12 protein-coding genes and 1 tRNA gene are annotated in these 17,014 nt (G+C 69.2%); 11 read left to right on the top strand and 2 right to left on the bottom strand.

Annotation, left to right across the window (positions count from 1 at the left end; genetic code table 11):
* The first annotated feature begins 6 nt into the window (after nucleotides 1-6).
* The 11 genes from dnaA to ACIOGX_RS13520 all read left to right on the top strand — a co-directional run bounded on the left by dnaA (nucleotide 7) and on the right by ACIOGX_RS13520 (nucleotide 14,645).
* Nucleotides 7-1,782 (top strand): chromosomal replication initiator protein DnaA, encoded by a 1,776-nt coding sequence (gene dnaA, locus ACIOGX_RS13570; RefSeq protein ID WP_356508922.1) that lies wholly within the window; start codon nucleotides 7-9, stop codon nucleotides 1,780-1,782.
* Nucleotides 1,783-2,643: 861 nt separating this feature from the next.
* Complete coding sequence (gene dnaN, locus ACIOGX_RS13565) at nucleotides 2,644-3,774, top strand: DNA polymerase III subunit beta (RefSeq protein ID WP_030354377.1); 1,131 nt, start codon at nucleotides 2,644-2,646, stop codon at nucleotides 3,772-3,774.
* 89 nt (nucleotides 3,775-3,863) lie between these two features.
* Entirely contained in the window at nucleotides 3,864-4,751 is an 888-nt protein-coding gene (gene gnd, locus ACIOGX_RS13560; protein WP_401912812.1) for a phosphogluconate dehydrogenase (NAD(+)-dependent, decarboxylating), read from the top strand.
* A gap of 31 nt (nucleotides 4,752-4,782) precedes the next feature.
* Nucleotides 4,783-5,982, top strand: coding sequence for a DNA replication/repair protein RecF (gene recF, locus ACIOGX_RS13555; RefSeq protein ID WP_356508919.1), 1,200 nt, complete (start codon nucleotides 4,783-4,785; stop codon nucleotides 5,980-5,982).
* Complete coding sequence (locus ACIOGX_RS13550; RefSeq protein ID WP_401912808.1) at nucleotides 5,979-6,662, top strand: DciA family protein; 684 nt, start codon at nucleotides 5,979-5,981, stop codon at nucleotides 6,660-6,662. Before recF ends, ACIOGX_RS13550 begins: the two co-directional genes overlap by 4 nt.
* Nucleotides 6,663-7,115: 453 nt before the next feature.
* Entirely contained in the window at nucleotides 7,116-9,194 is a 2,079-nt protein-coding gene (gyrB, locus tag ACIOGX_RS13545) for a DNA topoisomerase (ATP-hydrolyzing) subunit B (RefSeq protein ID WP_356508915.1), read from the top strand.
* Nucleotides 9,195-9,245: 51 nt separating this feature from the next.
* On the top strand, nucleotides 9,246-11,912 hold the full coding sequence (gene gyrA, locus ACIOGX_RS13540; protein ID WP_356508913.1) for a DNA gyrase subunit A: 2,667 nt from the start codon (nucleotides 9,246-9,248) through the stop codon (nucleotides 11,910-11,912).
* Between the two features lie 87 nt (nucleotides 11,913-11,999).
* Nucleotides 12,000-12,620 (top strand): DUF3566 domain-containing protein, encoded by a 621-nt coding sequence (locus ACIOGX_RS13535; protein WP_356508911.1) that lies wholly within the window; start codon nucleotides 12,000-12,002, stop codon nucleotides 12,618-12,620.
* A gap of 58 nt (nucleotides 12,621-12,678) precedes the next feature.
* Nucleotides 12,679-12,752, top strand: a tRNA-Ile gene (locus tag ACIOGX_RS13530).
* 172 nt (nucleotides 12,753-12,924) lie between these two features.
* Nucleotides 12,925-13,059: a DLW-39 family protein gene (locus ACIOGX_RS13525; RefSeq protein ID WP_211266759.1), complete on the top strand. Its 135-nt coding sequence runs from the start codon at nucleotides 12,925-12,927 to the stop codon at nucleotides 13,057-13,059.
* A 260-nt stretch (nucleotides 13,060-13,319) separates the two neighbouring features.
* Complete coding sequence (locus ACIOGX_RS13520; protein WP_401765638.1) at nucleotides 13,320-14,645, top strand: hypothetical protein; 1,326 nt, start codon at nucleotides 13,320-13,322, stop codon at nucleotides 14,643-14,645.
* Nucleotides 14,646-14,657: 12 nt separating this feature from the next.
* Here ACIOGX_RS13520 and ACIOGX_RS13515 read toward each other — a convergent pair whose 3' ends face one another.
* A complete protein-coding gene (locus ACIOGX_RS13515) occupies nucleotides 14,658-16,256 on the bottom strand; it encodes a serine/threonine-protein kinase (protein WP_401912803.1) in 1,599 nt (532 codons plus the stop codon).
* 34 nt (nucleotides 16,257-16,290) lie between these two features.
* On the bottom strand, nucleotides 16,291-16,839 hold the full coding sequence (locus tag ACIOGX_RS13510; protein WP_030354386.1) for a transcriptional regulator: 549 nt from the start codon (nucleotides 16,837-16,839) through the stop codon (nucleotides 16,291-16,293).
* Nucleotides 16,840-17,014: the final 175 nt, after the last annotated feature.

The raw sequence follows: 17,014 nt of genomic DNA, 5'->3' as shown, positions 1-17,014 counted from the left end.
TGCCTTGTGGCTGATGTACCTGCCGATCTTGCCGCAGTGTGGCCACGAGTGCTGGAGCAGCTCCTCAGGGAGGGCCAGCAGGGCGTCGAGCCCAAGGACAAACAGTGGATCGAACGCTGTCAGCCTCTCGCACTCGTCGCCGACACCGCACTGCTCGCCGTCCCCAATGAATGGGGCAAGAGGGTCCTGGAGGGCCGGCTCGCCCCTCTCATCAGCGAGACGCTGAGCCATGAGTGCGGGCGGCCCATCCGGATCGCCATCACCGTGGACGACTCGGCCGCCGAGCCCACGCCGCCGGCCCCGCCCGTGCCCCAGCAGCACCGCTACCAGGGGCCGCCCCATGACGAGCAGCGGCAGGGCGACACATACGACGGCTACGGGCACCGCCCGTCGGACGACGGCATGCCGTCGGTACGGCCCGCGTACCCGGACTATCAGCAGCAGCGCCCCGACCCCGGCGCCTGGCCGCGGCCCCAGGAGGACCTGTCCTGGCAGCAGCCCCGGCTCGGCGGCTACCAGGACCGTGATCCGTACGCCACCGCTCATCAGCAGCAGCCGCAGCACGACTACCGGCAGCCGCAGGGGCCCGAGCACTCTCCGTACGAGCAGCGCCCCGAACGGCACGATCTCCAGGAGCCGCCGTCACCGCGCCATGGCGGCGGGCCCCATGTCGGCCGCGGGGGTCCGCGCGGCGGACCGCTGGGGCCGCTGGGCGCCCAGCCCGCCCCGGCACCCGGTCCGGGAGAGCCGCACGCCCGGCTGAATCCCAAGTACCTCTTCGACACGTTCGTCATCGGGGCGTCCAACCGGTTCGCGCACGCGGCCGCGGTCGCGGTCGCCGAGGCCCCGGCGAAGGCGTACAACCCGCTCTTCATCTACGGGGAGTCCGGGCTCGGCAAGACGCATCTGCTCCACGCCATCGGGCACTACGCGCGCAGCCTCTACCCCGGCACGCGCGTGCGGTACGTGAGCTCCGAGGAGTTCACGAACGAGTTCATCAACTCGATCCGCGACGGCAAGGGCGACACCTTCCGCAAGCGGTACCGGGATGTCGACATCCTGCTGGTCGACGACATCCAGTTCCTGGCGAGCAAGGAGTCGACGCAGGAGGAGTTCTTCCACACCTTCAACACGCTCCACAACGCCAACAAGCAGATCGTGCTCTCCTCGGACCGGCCGCCCAAGCAGCTGATCACCCTGGAGGACCGGCTCCGCAACCGCTTCGAGTGGGGTCTGACCACCGACGTCCAGCCGCCGGAGCTGGAGACGCGTATCGCGATCCTCCGTAAGAAGGCGGTGCAGGAGCAGCTCAACGCCCCGCCCGAGGTCCTGGAGTTCATCGCCTCCCGGATCTCGCGGAACATTCGCGAACTGGAGGGCGCGCTGATCCGGGTGACGGCGTTCGCCTCGCTCAACCGGCAGCCGGTGGACCTCGGGCTCACCGAGATCGTCCTCAAGGATCTGATCCCGGGCGGGGAGGACTCGGCCCCGGAGATCACCGCGAGCGCCATCATGGCGGCGACCGCCGACTACTTCGGGCTGACGGTGGAGGACCTCTGCGGCTCGTCGAGGAGCCGGGTGCTGGTGACGGCCCGGCAGATCGCGATGTACCTCTGCCGTGAGCTGACCGATCTCTCCCTGCCCAAGATCGGCGCGCAGTTCGGCGGCAGGGACCATACGACCGTGATGCACGCGGACCGGAAGATCCGCGCGCTGATGGCCGAGCGGCGCTCGATCTACAACCAGGTCACGGAGCTCACCAACCGCATCAAGAACGGCTGACAGCCGGCTCTCCGCCCGCTGCCGAGGCGCTCAGGGACACCGTCCACGACGGTCCCTGGGCGCCTTTTCGCGGTGTGTGGACCCCGCGGCGGCCGGGGCCGCGTGTCGTCGCCCGGCCCCGGCTGTTCGAATACCTGGGGGCGGAGGGGTCTTCTCCACAGATCGGGTCGTGATCTTCCGTCCACAGCCTGGGGACCGGGAAGTTGTCCAGATCGCGTCCACAGGCCCACCGAGCGGAAGGGCATCTGCCCAGGTCAGAGCCCTGTGGATTTGTGGTCGACGCTGCTCCACAGACTGTGGACGGAAAATTCTTCCACAGGGCGCCGTCGCTGTTGTCCACTGGCGGCCCACAGGCAGGCCTCTCTTTCCCACAGCTTCTCCACACCCCTGTCCACTGTTCGGCAACGAAACGCCCGGGATCGCTGAGTCGAGTGAAAGGCATCACACCAAGGAGGTCGATTGGGCTGTGGGGAACGTGGGTAAAGCTGGGGACGTGGCTGGGGAGAAGTCCCTGTGCCCTGTGCATCGGTTGTGCAGAACTTTCGCCCGTCCACAGAACGACCGGGTTGTCCACGGACGGCGCCCACAGGGTCGGTGGACAAAAAAACGGGTCTGACCTGCGCGGATGACGTTATCCACGGTTTCCACAGGCCCTACTACTACTCCCACTCAGAGTTAACGGGGAATCCGCTTCGAAGAAGGCCCTGTGCACAACTCGGCCCCGGAGCCTCCGACACCCGCCGCTCCGACTTGACCCACAGCCGCACCGACTGTCGGCGCCGTACGTCAGACTGGTCCCCGGCATCACAGCCGACGACGAAGGCCAGCAGGGCGAGCCAGCAACAGCAGGAGGCGGTTCCGGTGAAGATCCGGGTGGAGCGCGATGTACTCGCGGAGGCGGTGGCCTGGGTGGCCCGTAGCCTTCCGGCCCGTCCGCCGGCGCCCGTACTCGCGGGCCTTCTGCTGAAGGCCGAGGACGGCGCTCTCAGCTTCTCCAGCTTCGACTACGAGGTCTCGGCGCGGGTCTCGGTGGACGCCGAGGTCGAGGAGGACGGCACCGTCCTCGTCTCCGGCCGGCTCCTCGCCGACATCTGCCGCGCGCTGCCGAACCGGCCGGTGGAGATTTCCACAGACGGTGTACGGGCGACCGTGGTCTGCGGCTCCTCCCGCTTCACGCTCCACACCCTCCCGGTGGACGAGTACCCGGCGCTGCCGCAGATGCCGACCGCGACGGGCACGGTCCCCGGTGAGGTCTTCGCCTCGGCCGCCTCCCAGGTCGCCATCGCCGCGGGCCGTGACGACACGCTGCCGGTGCTGACCGGTGTACGGATCGAGATCGAGGGCGACACGGTCACCCTGGCCTCGACCGACCGCTACCGCTTCGCGGTCCGTGAGTTCCTGTGGAAGCCGGAGGCCCCCGACGTGTCCGCGGTCGCGCTGGTGCCCGCCAAGACGCTGCTGGACACCGCCAAGGCGCTCACCAGCGGTGACACGGTCACGCTGGCGCTCTCCGGGGCGGGCGCCGGCGAGGGGCTCATCGGTTTCGAGGGCGCCGGGCGGCGTACGACCACCCGGCTGCTCGAAGGTGATCTTCCGAAGTACCGCACGCTCTTCCCGACGGAGTTCAACTCGGTCGCGGTGATCGAGACCGCCCCGTTCGTCGAGGCCGTCAAGCGTGTGGCGCTGGTCGCTGAGCGCAACACCCCGGTACGGCTCAGCTTCGAGCAGGGCGTGCTGATCCTGGAGGCCGGTTCCAGCGACGACGCACAGGCTGTGGAGCGAGTCGACGCACAGCTGGAGGGCGATGACATCTCGATCGCCTTCAACCCGACCTTCCTGCTCGACGGGCTGAGCGCGATCGACTCGCCGGTCGCACAGCTCTCCTTCACGACGTCCACGAAGCCGGCGCTGCTCAGCGGCCGCCCGGCCGTCGACGCGGAGGCGGACGAGGCGTACAAGTACCTGATCATGCCGGTACGCCTGAGCGGCTGACCCCACAGGTGAGTGGCCGGGTCCGGGCGTAGGCTCGGATCCGGGTACAAACCCGGGTACGAATCGCCTCAACGCTTAAGGAACACCTGATGGAGCTCGGTCTCGTCGGTCTCGGCAAGATGGGCGGCAACATGTGCGAGCGGATCCGCCGCGCAGGCCACACCGTCATCGGATATGACCGCAATCCGGACCTCGCCGATGTCCACAGCCTCCAGGAGCTGGTCAGCAAGCTCAAGGGTCCGCGAGTGGTGTGGGTGATGGTTCCGGCCGGTGCCGCGACGCAGGCCACGATCGACGAGCTGGCCGAGCTGCTGTCGCCCGGCGACGTGGTGGTGGACGGCGGGAACTCCCGCTGGACGGACGACGAGAAGCACGCGGTCGAGCTGGGCATCAAGGGCATCGGCTTCGTCGACTGCGGTGTCTCCGGCGGCGTATGGGGCCTGGACAACGGCTACGCGCTGATGTACGGCGGCACTCCGGAGAACGTGGCGAAGGTCGAGCCGGTCTTCGACGCGCTCAAGCCCGAGGGCAACTTCGGTTCCGTACACGCCGGCAAGGTCGGCGCGGGCCATTTCGCCAAGATGGTCCACAACGGCATCGAGTACGCCATGATGCAGGCCTATGCCGAGGGCTGGGAGCTGCTGGAGAGCGTCGACTCGGTCACCGATGTCCGTGAGGTCTTCCGCTCCTGGCAGGAGGGCACGGTCATCCGGTCCTGGCTGCTGGACCTGGCGGTCAACGCCCTGGACGCGGATGAGCACCTGGAGCAGCTGAAGGGCTACGCGGAGGACTCCGGCGAGGGCCGGTGGACGGTCGAGGCGGCCATCAACCACGCGGTGCCGCTGCCCGCGATCACCGCGTCGCTGTTCGCGCGGTTCGCGTCCCGGCAGGACGATTCGCCGCAGATGAAGATGGTCTCGGCGCTGCGCAATCAGTTCGGCGGCCACGCGGTCGAGACGAACAAGCCGAAGAAGTAGAGCCCTGAGCCGGGGAGGCCCGCGTACATCCATGCACGTCACGCATCTGTCGCTGGCCGACTTCCGGTCCTACGCCCGGGTCGAGGTACCGCTCGATCCGGGCGTCACCGCCTTCGTGGGGGCGAACGGGCAGGGGAAGACCAATCTGGTCGAGGCGGTCGGCTATCTCGCGACCCTCGGCAGTCACCGGGTGTCGTCGGATGCCCCGCTGGTACGGATGGGCGCGGACCGTGCGGTGATCCGGGCCGCGGTCACCCAGGGCGAGCGTTCGCAGCTGGTGGAGCTCGAGTTGAATCCCGGCCGCGCGAACAGGGCGCGTATCAACCGGTCTTCGCAGGTCAGGCCGCGTGATGTGCTCGGGATCGTACGCACGGTGCTGTTCGCGCCGGAGGATCTCGCGCTGGTGAAGGGCGATCCGGGTGAGCGGCGCAGGTTCCTCGACGAGCTGATCACGGCGCGCTCGCCCCGGATGGCCGGGGTGCGGTCGGACTACGACCGGGTGCTCAGGCAGCGCAATACGCTGCTGAAGTCGGCGGCGATGGCGCGGCGGCACGGCGGGCGCGGCATGGATCTGTCGACGCTGGATGTATGGGACCAGCATCTGGCGCGCGCGGGGGCCGAGTTGCTGGCACAGCGGGTCGATCTGATCGCGACGCTCCAGCCGCTGGCGGACAAGGCGTATGAGCAACTGGCGCCGGGGGGCGGTCCGGTGGCGCTGGAGTACCGTTCCTCCGCCGGTGATCCCGGCGACCCGGGGGCGTCTGGCGCCTCCGGCGACGACGCTGCGGGGCCCGGGGCCGCCGACGGGCTCGTCGCCCCGGGAGTGACATCGCGCGACGAGCTGTACGCGCATCTGCTGGCGGCCCTGGCCGGGGTGCGCAAGCAGGAGATCGAGCGGGGGGTGACGCTGGTCGGCCCGCACCGCGACGACCTGGTGCTGAAGCTGGGCCGGCTGCCCGCGAAGGGGTACGCCAGCCACGGCGAGTGCTGGTCCTTCGCGCTGGCGCTGCGGCTGGCCTCGTACGATCTGCTGCGCGCCGAGGGCAATGAACCGGTGCTGGTGCTGGACGACGTGTTCGCGGAGCTGGATGCGCGGCGCCGGGAGCGGCTCGCGGAACTGGTGCTTCCGGGAGAGCAGGTGCTGGTGACGGCGGCCGTGGACGACGATGTGCCGGGGGTGCTGGCCGGGGCGCGGTTCGCGGTGGCCGACGGTGCGGTGGAGCGCGTATGAGCACCTCTCGCAGGCCGTCCGGGCCGAGCGGCGCGGCCGGGCCGTCCGGGGCCGACGGATCCAGGGGGCCCGCCGAGCTGCCGGGCTCCGGCCCGGTCTCCGCTGCCCCTTCGGTCTCCGCTGCCCCCGGAGTCTCCGGTGGGTCCGGAGCGCCGGGTGCGCCGTTGCCCGCGGAGTCGTCCGGGGTGGACCTGGCGCGGGTCGCGCTGCGGGCGGCTAAGGAGCAGGCGCGGGCACGGGGCGCCGCCGTACAGCAGAAGAAGCAGGCGCGGCGTGGCGGCGGGCTGCGCTCGGGTGCGCGCGCGGACGGCCGTGATCCGCTGCCGCTGGGTGCGGCGATCAACCGGCTGATCACGGAGCGGGGCTGGGAGACGCCGGCCGCCGTGGGCGGGGTCATGGGCCGGTGGCCGCAGATCGTCGGCGAGGACGTGGCGAAGCACTGTGTGCCGCAGCGGTACGACGACGGCAATGACGAGCGGGTGCTGACGGTGCAGTGCGACTCGACGGCGTGGGCGACACAGCTGCGGCTGCTGGCGCCGCGACTGGTGGCGCGGCTGAACGAGGACCTGGGGCATGGCACCGTACGGATGATCAAGGTGCTGGGCCCGGGTGGTCCGCCGCAGCGGTTCGGCAGGCTGCGGGCGCCGGGCAGCAAGGGCCCGGGTGACACGTACGGCTGATGGCGCCGGTTCCGCCTTGACAGTCGGAAGAAGGCTCTGACCAGGTCTTTCGCCGTCGACGGGACGCGGCTGCCGACCGCCGTCCGCTCCGTGGCGGCGGGTCCGGTGTGCTCTCGCGCGGCCCGCCGCGGGCCGGTCGTCCGGCTGCCGCGGCCCTCTCTCCGACTCCGGGATGTCCTGGTGGGACGCCTGTGGAGACTGAGGTGTCCCTCACCGTAGTGGGAGGTTGACAGGCCGAAGCGCTCAATGCCGGTGTGAGCCTCTTGGAGCCCCTTCCCGAATATGGGGAGTCGGCGGGCGCTCATTCAGGGCGGCACATGCGGACTCAGGTACCGGCAAACCCCCATTCGGGTCGGCGCTACCGGTAGACTGGTGGAAAATCCCGCTCTGCTTGCGGGACCCGTCGATACAAGCCGAACGACGCAGCCGCTCCCGCTCGCCGGAGAACGGCCTGTGCTGTGCCAGAAAGGGCGCTTCGTGGCCGATTCCGGCAACCCCAATGAGAAGACTCCGTCCACCGCCACTGGAGAGAACGGCGAGGTCACCGCTTCGTACGACGCCAGTGCCATCACCGTGCTCGAGGGCTTGGACGCGGTCCGCAAGCGGCCCGGTATGTACATCGGCTCCACCGGTGAACGTGGGCTGCATCACTTGGTGTACGAGGTCGTCGACAACTCCGTCGACGAGGCCCTGGCCGGCCACGCGGACACCATCGACGTGACGATCCTGGCCGACGGCGGGGTGCGCGTGGTCGACAACGGCCGCGGTATCCCGGTGGACATCGTTCCGTCCGAGAACAAGCCGGCCATCGAGGTCGTGCTGACGGTCCTGCACGCGGGCGGCAAGTTCGGCGGCGGCGGCTACGCCGTCTCCGGTGGTCTGCACGGCGTCGGCGTCTCGGTCGTCAACGCCCTGTCGTCGAAGGTCGCGGTCGAGGTCAAGCGGGACGGCTACCGCTGGACGCAGGACTACAAGCTCGGTGTGCCGACGGCTCCGCTGGTCCGTAACGAGGAGACCTCGGACTCCGGTACGACGGTGACGTTCTGGGCCGACCCGGACATCTTCGAGACGACGGAGTACTCCTTCGAGACGCTGTCGCGGCGCTTCCAGGAGATGGCCTTCCTCAACAAGGGCCTGACCCTGACGCTGACCGACGAGCGCGAGTCGGCGAAGGCCGTCGTGGGCGCCGATGTCGCGGGCACGGACGTGACGGAGGGGACGAGCGAGGAGCCCGTCCGTACGGTCACGTACTTCTACGAGGGCGGCATCGTCGACTTCGTGAAGTACCTGAACTCGCGCAAGGGCGAGCTGATCCACCCGACGGTCATCGACATCGAGGCCGAGGACAAGGAGCGGCTGCTCTCGGTCGAGATCGCGATGCAGTGGAACGCGCAGTACAGCGAGGGCGTGTACTCGTTCGCGAACACGATCCACACGCATGAGGGCGGTACGCACGAGGAGGGCTTCCGCGCGGCGATGACCGGTCTGGTCAACCGCTACGCGCGCGAGAAGAAGTTCCTGCGCGAGAAGGACGACAACCTGGCGGGCGAGGACATCCGCGAGGGTCTGACCGCGATCATCTCGGTGAAGCTGGGCGAGCCGCAGTTCGAGGGCCAGACGAAGACGAAGCTCGGCAACACCGAGGCGAAGACCTTCGTCCAGAAGATCGTGCACGAGCACCTCACGGACTGGTTCGACCGCAATCCGAACGAGGCGGCGGACATCATCCGCAAGTCGATCCAGGCCGCCACGGCCCGGGTCGCCGCCCGCAAGGCGCGGGATCTCACCCGGCGCAAGGGTCTGCTGGAGAGCGCGTCGCTGCCGGGCAAGCTGAGCGACTGCCAGTCGAACGACCCGTCGAAGTGCGAGATCTTCATCGTCGAGGGTGACTCCGCCGGTGGTTCCGCGAAGTCGGGCCGTAACCCGATGTACCAGGCGATCCTGCCGATCCGGGGCAAGATCCTGAACGTCGAGAAGGCGCGGATCGACAAGATCCTCCAGAACACCGAGGTGCAGGCGCTGATCTCGGCGTTCGGCACCGGTGTGCACGAGGACTTCGACATCGAGAAGCTCCGCTATCACAAGATCATCCTGATGGCGGACGCCGACGTCGACGGCCAGCACATCAACACCCTGCTGCTGACGTTCCTCTTCCGCTTCATGCGCCCCCTGGTCGAGGCCGGGCACGTCTATCTGTCGCGTCCGCCGCTCTACAAGATCAAGTGGGGCCGGGACGACTTCGAGTACGCCTACTCCGACCGGGAGCGCGACGCCCTGGTGGAGCTGGGCAAGCAGAACGGCAAGCGCATCCGCGAGGACTCGATCCAGCGCTTCAAGGGCCTGGGCGAGATGAACGCCGAGGAACTGCGGGTCACCACGATGGACATCGACCACCGGGTGCTCGGCCAGGTCACGCTGGACGACGCGGCCCAGGCCGACGATCTGTTCTCGGTGCTGATGGGCGAGGACGTCGAGGCGCGGCGGTCGTTCATCCAGCGCAATGCCAAGGACGTCCGCTTCCTCGACATCTGAGTCGGTCTCAGCTGACGGATTCGACAAGGCCGAAAGGAACACTGACCAGCAATGGCCGACGAGAACACCCCTGACACCCCTGATATCCCCGAGAGCTCCGGCGCCCCCGGCACCCCTGGTACCCCCGTGGTGCAGGAGGCCGTCGAGGCGGTCGAGGGTCTCGCGATGCGCGTAGAGCCGGTCGGGCTCGAAACGGAGATGCAGCGCTCGTATCTCGACTACGCGATGTCCGTCATCGTGTCGCGCGCGCTGCCGGACGTACGGGACGGCCTCAAGCCCGTCCACCGGCGTGTGCTCTACGCGATGTACGACGGCGGCTACCGGCCCGAGAAGGGCTTCTACAAGTGCGCCCGCGTCGTCGGTGACGTCATGGGTACGTACCACCCGCACGGCGACTCCTCGATCTATGACGCGCTGGTCCGGCTGGCGCAGCCGTGGTCGATGCGGATGCCGCTGGTGGACTCCAACGGCAACTTCGGTTCTCCGGGCAACGACCCGGCCGCGGCGATGCGGTACACCGAGTGCAAGATGATGCCGCTGTCGATGGAGATGCTCCGGGACATCGACGAGGAGACCGTCGACTTCACGGACAACTACGACGGCCGGAACCAGGAGCCGACGGTTCTGCCGGCGCGGTTCCCGAATCTGCTGATCAACGGCTCCGCCGGGATCGCCGTCGGTATGGCCACGAACATCCCGCCGCACAATCTGCGGGAGGTGGCGGCCGGTGCGATGTGGGCGCTGGAGCACCCCGAGGCGAGCCACGAGGAGCTGCTCGACGCGCTGATCGAGCGGATCAAGGGCCCGGACTTCCCGACCGGTGCGCTGGTCGTGGGGCGCAAGGGCATCGAGGAGGCCTACCGCACGGGCCGCGGCTCGATCACGATGCGCGCGGTGGTCGAGGTCGAGGAGATCCAGAACCGCCAGTGCCTGGTGGTCACGGAGCTGCCGTACCAGACCAACCCGGACAATCTCGCTCAGAAGATTGCCGACCTGGTCAAGGACGGCAGGATCGGCGGCATCGCGGATGTCCGCGACGAGACGTCCTCGCGTACGGGCCAGCGCCTGGTCGTCGTCCTGAAGCGGGACGCGGTCGCCAAGGTCGTCCTGAACAACCTGTACAAGCACACCGATCTCCAGAGCAACTTCAGCGCGAACATGCTGGCGCTGGTGGACGGCGTGCCGCGCACGCTCTCGCTGGACGCGTTCATCCGGCACTGGGTGACGCACCAGATCGAGGTCATCGTCCGGCGTACGAAGTTCCGGCTGCGCAAGGCCGAGGAGCGCGCACATATCCTGCGCGGTCTGCTCAAGGCGCTCGACGCGATCGACGAGGTCATCGCGCTGATCCGGCGCAGTGACACGGTCGAGATCGCGCGTGAGGGCCTGATGGGGCTGCTCACGATCGACGAGATCCAGGCGAACGCGATCCTGGAGATGCAGCTGCGCCGGCTGGCGGCCCTGGAGCGGCAGAAGATCGTCGCGGAACACGACGAGCTCCAGCAGAAGATCAACGAGTACAACGCGATCCTGGCCTCGCCGGAGAAGCAGCGCCAGATCGTCCATGACGAACTGGCCGTCATCGTCGACAAGTTCGGCGACGACCGGCGTTCGAAGCTGGTGCCCTTCGACGGCGACATGTCCATGGAGGACCTGATCGCCGAGGAGGACATCGTCGTCACGATCACGCGTGGCGGCTATGTGAAGCGGACGAAGACGGACGACTACCGCTCGCAGAAGCGCGGCGGCAAGGGCGTACGCGGTACGAAGCTGAAGGAAGACGACATCGTCGACCACTTCTTCGTCTCGACGACCCACCACTGGCTGCTGTTCTTCACGAACAAGGGCCGGGTCTACCGGGCGAAGGCGTACGAGCTGCCGGACGCCGGGCGCGACGCGCGGGGTCAGCATGTGGCCAATCTGCTCGCCTTCCAGCCGGACGAGCAGATCGCCGAGATCCTGGCGATCCGTGACTACGAGGCCGTGCCGTATCTGGTGCTGGCCACGAAGGCGGGTCTGGTGAAGAAGACCCCGCTCAAGGACTACGACTCACCCCGCTCGGGCGGTGTCATCGCGATCAACCTCCGGGAGACGGACGACGGCGCGGACGACGAGCTGATCGGCGCGGAGCTGGTGTCGGCGGAGGACGATCTGCTGCTCATCAGCCGGAAGGCGCAGTCGATCCGGTTCACGGCGACGGACGACGCGCTGCGGCCGATGGGGCGTGCCACCTCGGGCGTGAAGGGCATGAGTTTCCGGGAGGGCGACGAACTGCTCTCGATGAATGTCGTCAGGCCCGGTACTTTCGTCTTCACTGCTACAGATGGCGGATACGCGAAGCGAACCGCCGTCGACGAGTATCGCGTCCAGGGTCGTGGGGGTCTGGGTATCAAGGCCGCCAAGATTGTGGAGGATCGGGGTTCTCTCGTCGGTGCGTTGGTGGTGGAGGAAACGGATGAGATCCTTGCCATCACTCTCGGCGGCGGTGTGATTCGCACGCGAGTCAACGAAGTCAGGGAGACCGGCCGTGACACGATGGGTGTCCAACTGATCAACCTGGGCAAGCGGGATGCCGTCGTCGGTATCGCGCGCAACGCCGAGGCGGGACGTGAAGCCGAAGAGGTCGACGGGACGGATGACCCGGGGACCGAAGAGGCTGGTACGGCCGAGGTCGTCGCCGAGGGCACTCAGCCCTCGGCCGGGGAGCACGAGGAGTAGAGCGTGAGTGGAGCCACGGGCGCCGGATCGGCCGCTTCCGGAGCGAACGGTGCCCGTGGCCCTGCCACGGACTCCCAGGGGGTAACGGTGACCGACACCCGGGGGCAGAAGCCCCCTTACGAGACGTACGGCCCCGAGCAGCCGCAGCCGGGGGCTCAGCCGTATCACCCGCCGCAGGCGTACCCATCGCCACAGGGCGGCGGGCCGAGTCAGGGCGGACAGCAGATCCAGCAAGGGGCTCCCGTGACATCTGCCGTTTCCGGTGGGACCGGTCCTTCGGCGGCTTCCTCCGCTTCCGCGGTGCGCCGGCCGCGGACGGGCGCGCGGACGACTCCGCGCACCCGCAAGGCGCGACTGCGGGTGGCGAAGGCCGATCCGTGGTCGGTGATGAAGGTCAGTTTCCTGCTCTCCATCGCGCTGGGTCTGTGCACCATCGTCGCGGCAGCCGTGCTGTGGATGGTCATGGACGCGATGGGCGTCTTCTCGACGGTGGGCGGGACGATCAGTGAGGCCACGGGCTCGAACGAGAGCAACGGCTTCGATCTTCAGTCGTTCCTGTCGCTGCCGCGAGTGATCATCTTCACGTCGGTCATCGCGGTGATCGACGTGGTGCTCGCCACGGCGCTGGCGACGCTGGGCGCCTTCATCTACAACCTGTCCGCGGGCTTTGTGGGCGGTGTTGAGCTCACGCTCGCCGAGGACGAGTGAGGGCCGGGTATCGATTTTGGGGCTGGCCCTGAAGTGCGCTAATCTTCAGGGGCAGCGCGGGGCTATAGCTCAGTTGGTTAGAGCGCATCCCTGATAAGGATGAGGCCACAGGTTCAAATCCTGTTAGCCCCACCGCGACAATCGGCTCGTACGGATCGCTCCGTACGAGCCGATTGCTTTTCGCGATTCTTCCTATGGGTGGCGGCCCCGCCTCGCGTTGCGGGCAGGTCACCGATCGGTATCGGTCGGTGTGTATAGTCGGGCGCCAGAAGTCCCCTACGTCAAGGAAAGACGAGGTCGCGCGGTGAAGAAGCTTCTCTTGGTCGCACTGGCCGCCATCGGCGGGCTCCTCGTGTACCGCCAGATCCAGGCGGACCGCGCCGAGCAGGATCTGTGGACGGAGGAGACCGACTCCGTGCCCGCAGGTTCGGGTGTGTGAGACGCAGTAGTCCTGATACGAGCCCCGGCCGCCGAGCGGTCGGGGCTCTGTGCTGTCCGGACTCGTGCCGGCGGGCTCCGTGCGCCCACTGGAAGGGTTCACTTACGTGAATCTTTGACTTGCTTACGCAAAGAATGGCTGGGTAGACCGGGAGGGATCCGGCTGACCGTGCGGACCCCGCAGACAGCGGTGGGAGCCCCGGGGCAGGATGGACCGACCGGACGGGGGCCAGGCGGGGCCGAGAGGGCGAGGGGAAGCGCGTGAAGTGGCAGCGCAGCAGGGGGCGGGCGGCGTCGGCCAGGGCGGCGGCGGTGGGCGCGGCGGTGTGTGTGCTGGCGGCGCTGCCGGTCCAGGCCGGGGCGGACAGTGGGCCGAGCCCGTACGTCTTCGATCCCGGCGCGAAGCGGATCAGCGGAGCGGCGACCACGAGCGGGGCCAAGCAGCTTGACGCCGACGGCACTTACCGCGATTCGATCGAGCCCGGCGGCACGCGCATCTACCGGCTGAACCTCGACGCGCGGACGAACGCCTATGTCTCGGCCGTCGCCGTGCCCGGGGCGGCGTCGACGGTCGCCTACGGGGACAAGATCGAGATCTCGCTCCAGAACAGCCAGGGCAGCGATTGCAGTTCCAACGACGCGCAGTTCGGCACGGCGAGCAAATACCCCCGGCCGCTGGCGGCCTATGCCTACCGGCTGGTCGAGAAGGGGGCGTACTCCTGCCAGGAGGCCGGCCCGTACTACGTCGTCATCGAGCGGACCGGCGAGGACAGCTCCACCCCCGAGCCGTGGGAGCTGGAGATCCGCCATGTCTCGGAGCCGGAGCTCACGAGCCCCGGACCGTCCGAGGCGCCCTCGGGGTGGCCCAGTGCCTCGCCGGAGCCGGTCGGCGGCGAGTCTCGGGCGCGGGCGGGCGGTACGGGCTTCTACGACGCGGCGGAGCTGGGGAAGGGCGAGTGGACGGCGGAGATCGAGCCGGGCGCCTCGCTCTTCTACCGGGTGCCGGTGGACTGGGGGCAGCAGATCTTCGCCGGCGCGGACCTGGGCAGCGCGGCGGGAACCGGGTCCGGGTCAGGGTCGGGGTTTGTGAGCGGCGCCTTCTCCATGGCCCTCTACAACCCGGCGCGAGGGCTCGTCGACACCAGCAACTCGCTCTCGTACAACGGGAAGCAGAAGACGACGGCTCTCGACGCGCTGCCCCCGGTGGCGTACGAGAACCGCTTCGGCTCGCGGACCGGTGACAAGGAGATGCGGTTCGCGGGCTGGTACTACCTGCGCGTCAGCCTCAGCCCGGAGGTGGGCAAGGAGTTCGGCCCGGGGCCGTACGGGCTGACGCTGCGGGTCGACGTCACGGGCGACCCGAAGGGCGCTCCGGCGTACGCGGGGCCCGCCGGCGACTTCAGCGTGGACCCGGACGACCGGCAGGCGTCGACGGGCGGTGACACGTCCCGGACCGCCGCGGCGGCGGACAACGGCACGATGACACTGGTCGCGGCGGGCGGGATCGGTATGGGGACCGTGCTGGTGGCGGGCCTGGGGGTGTGGACGCTGCTCGCGCGGCGGCGCGCGGCACCGGGACCCGGCTGAGGGTCCGGGCCGTCAGCTCCGGATCTGGGTGAGGGCCCAGATCCCCACGGCGAAACAGGCCAGCGCGAGCAGCAGCACCGGGACCGTCACCTTCGGGGGCGGTCCCGGGCGTTTGCCGGGGCCGTGGTGGGCCGGTGTCCGCGGATGGGGAACCGCGGGCGCGGGCTGCTGAAAGGGGATCTGCGGGCTCTGAGCGGTGTAGGGGCGGGTGTGGGGCTGTTCTTCGTGCCGGACCGCCGCCGTCTCCGCCTGGGAGAGGTCGGGCGGGGTGCCGTAGCCGTAGTGAGGGGGGATGTGCTGCGCCGGATACGGCGGGACGTAGGCCTGTTGCGGGGCGGGCTGAGGCTGCGGGGGGTGCTGAGCCTGCTGGGTCTGCGGGGTCTGCTGGGACACGTGGTCCCGGCCGGGCGGTGGGGGGAGATGGAAGCTGCCGGTCTCCGACATGGAGGCGGGCCCTGGCGCCGGAGTGGGGGACGGCGCGGGCGGCGGTGTGGCGGGCGGGGGTGTGGCGGGCGGCGGTGTGACGGGCGACGCGGCCGTCGCCGGTCCGGCGGGCGGCTGGGCCCCGCGCGGATCGGTGTACGGGCCGCCGGTGGCGTCGGTGTAGGGAGCGGCGGGGTGGCCGCCGGTGTGGCCGCCGGTCCGGCCGCTGGTGTGGCCGCCGGTGTGGGGATCCGTGGCGGGACCGGTGAGACCTACGGGACCGGCGGGAGCTGCGGGGCCGACGCGGCCTTCGGGGCCCTCGGGACCGAACGCCGAGGGGAGCGGACCGATCTGGTCGAAGACCTCGACGATCTCGTCGTCGATGTCGGGCTCGGGCAGCAGCTCCGCGGCCGTTGTCAGCGCCTTGCGGGCGCCCGTGGCCGTACGGAACCTCGCGTGCGGGTCGGGTTGCAGAAGGCCCGCCAGGACCTGCCACAGCGGCTCGGGGATGCCCTGGGGCGCCCCGGGGGTGCCGTGCGCGGTGAAATGCTCGACCAGGGCCTTGGCGTCCGGCTTCTGACCCTGCAACAGGTAGAGCGCGACGAGACCGACCGCGAAGAGATCGGCGGGGAAGTCCGGCTCGGCGCCCATCATCTGCTCGGGCGCGAAGTAACCGGGCGTTCCCACCACGTAGTTGGTCTCCGTCAGGCGCGGCTCGCCCTTGCGCATGGAGATGCCGAAGTCGGACAGCCGCAGATGCGGCCTGCCCGTTCCGGTGGCCTCCAGCAGGACGTTGGCCGGTTTGATGTCGCGGTGCACGACCCCCTCCGCGTGCACCGCGGCCAGACCCGCCAGCAACTGGTCGAGCAGGGTGCAGACGAAGCGCGGCGGCAGCGGCCCGTAGTCGCCGATGAGATGCGCCAGCGAACCGCCGCTCACCAGATCCATGGTGAACAGGACCTTGTCGTCGTCCGCGGCCCAGCTGGCCGGGGCGAGGACATGCGGGTGATCGATCCGGAGCGCCTGCTCCCGTACGAAGCGCAGCAGGGTGTGCGCGTCGCTCTGCTGGAGGACCTTCGCCGCCACATAGCGCCGACGCCGGTGGTCCCAGGCGCGCCAGACGGCGCCGACACCACCGCGTCCGATCGGGTCGATCAGCTCGTACCGTCCCGCGAAGACCTCACCCATGCGCCGCGCTCGCTCCCCGTCGTCCCGTACGCCGTCAGCTCTGATGCGCCTCGTAGTGGGCGACCGCCTCCGCGGTGCGCCCGGCGCCGTAGACCCTGAGGAACTCTGCCAGTTCGGGCTGGGTCGGGGCGAGGGAGTCCGCGGCATCGATGATGTCGCCGGCCGCCGCGACCGAGCGCAGCAGGGACTGGATCTCGCGGACCACCCGGCGCACGGTCGGCGCGCCCGAGCTGTTCGTCGTCTGGCTCGTACCGGTGAGGACGGAGCCGCCCTGCGACTTCTTGATCTCCTCCATCCGGTCCGTGGCCTCCCCGGCGCTGACGCTTCCGTCGGCCACCTGCCCCGCCAGATCCTGAAGGGCCTGGACCCGCTGGACCACGGCCGGGTTGCCGATCTTCGCGCGTTGACCGCTCATCAGCTGGGAGAGCATCGGCGCGGAGAGTCCGAGGACCGCCGCGAGCCGGGCCTGGTTCAGGCCCAGGTCATCTATGAGACGACGGAAGAGCGCCCCCAACGGCTCTCCGTACCAGCTCCGCTGGAGTTCTCTGGCTCTGGCAGTCGATTCCTGCTGTGCGGCGTCCATGCGCGTCTCCCCATCGCTTCCCCAATGCGGCAGCTTCGCTGCTGCGAACCTCGTGGGGCATCTTACGGAGCGTGGTCGTGCACGGGGAGTCCCAATCCTTTTGCGGGATCACTCGGTACACCCGGTACCCTGGTCCCGGTGATGGACGAGCGCTCTCGCGCGGCTCGGTCGTACC

Source organism: Streptomyces sp. NPDC088147 (assembly GCF_044741565.1).
In the GTDB taxonomy this organism is placed as follows: domain Bacteria; phylum Actinomycetota; class Actinomycetes; order Streptomycetales; family Streptomycetaceae; genus Streptomyces.
Note: the sequence above shows the minus strand (reverse complement) of the source record. Positions and strands in the feature narration are given on the sequence as shown.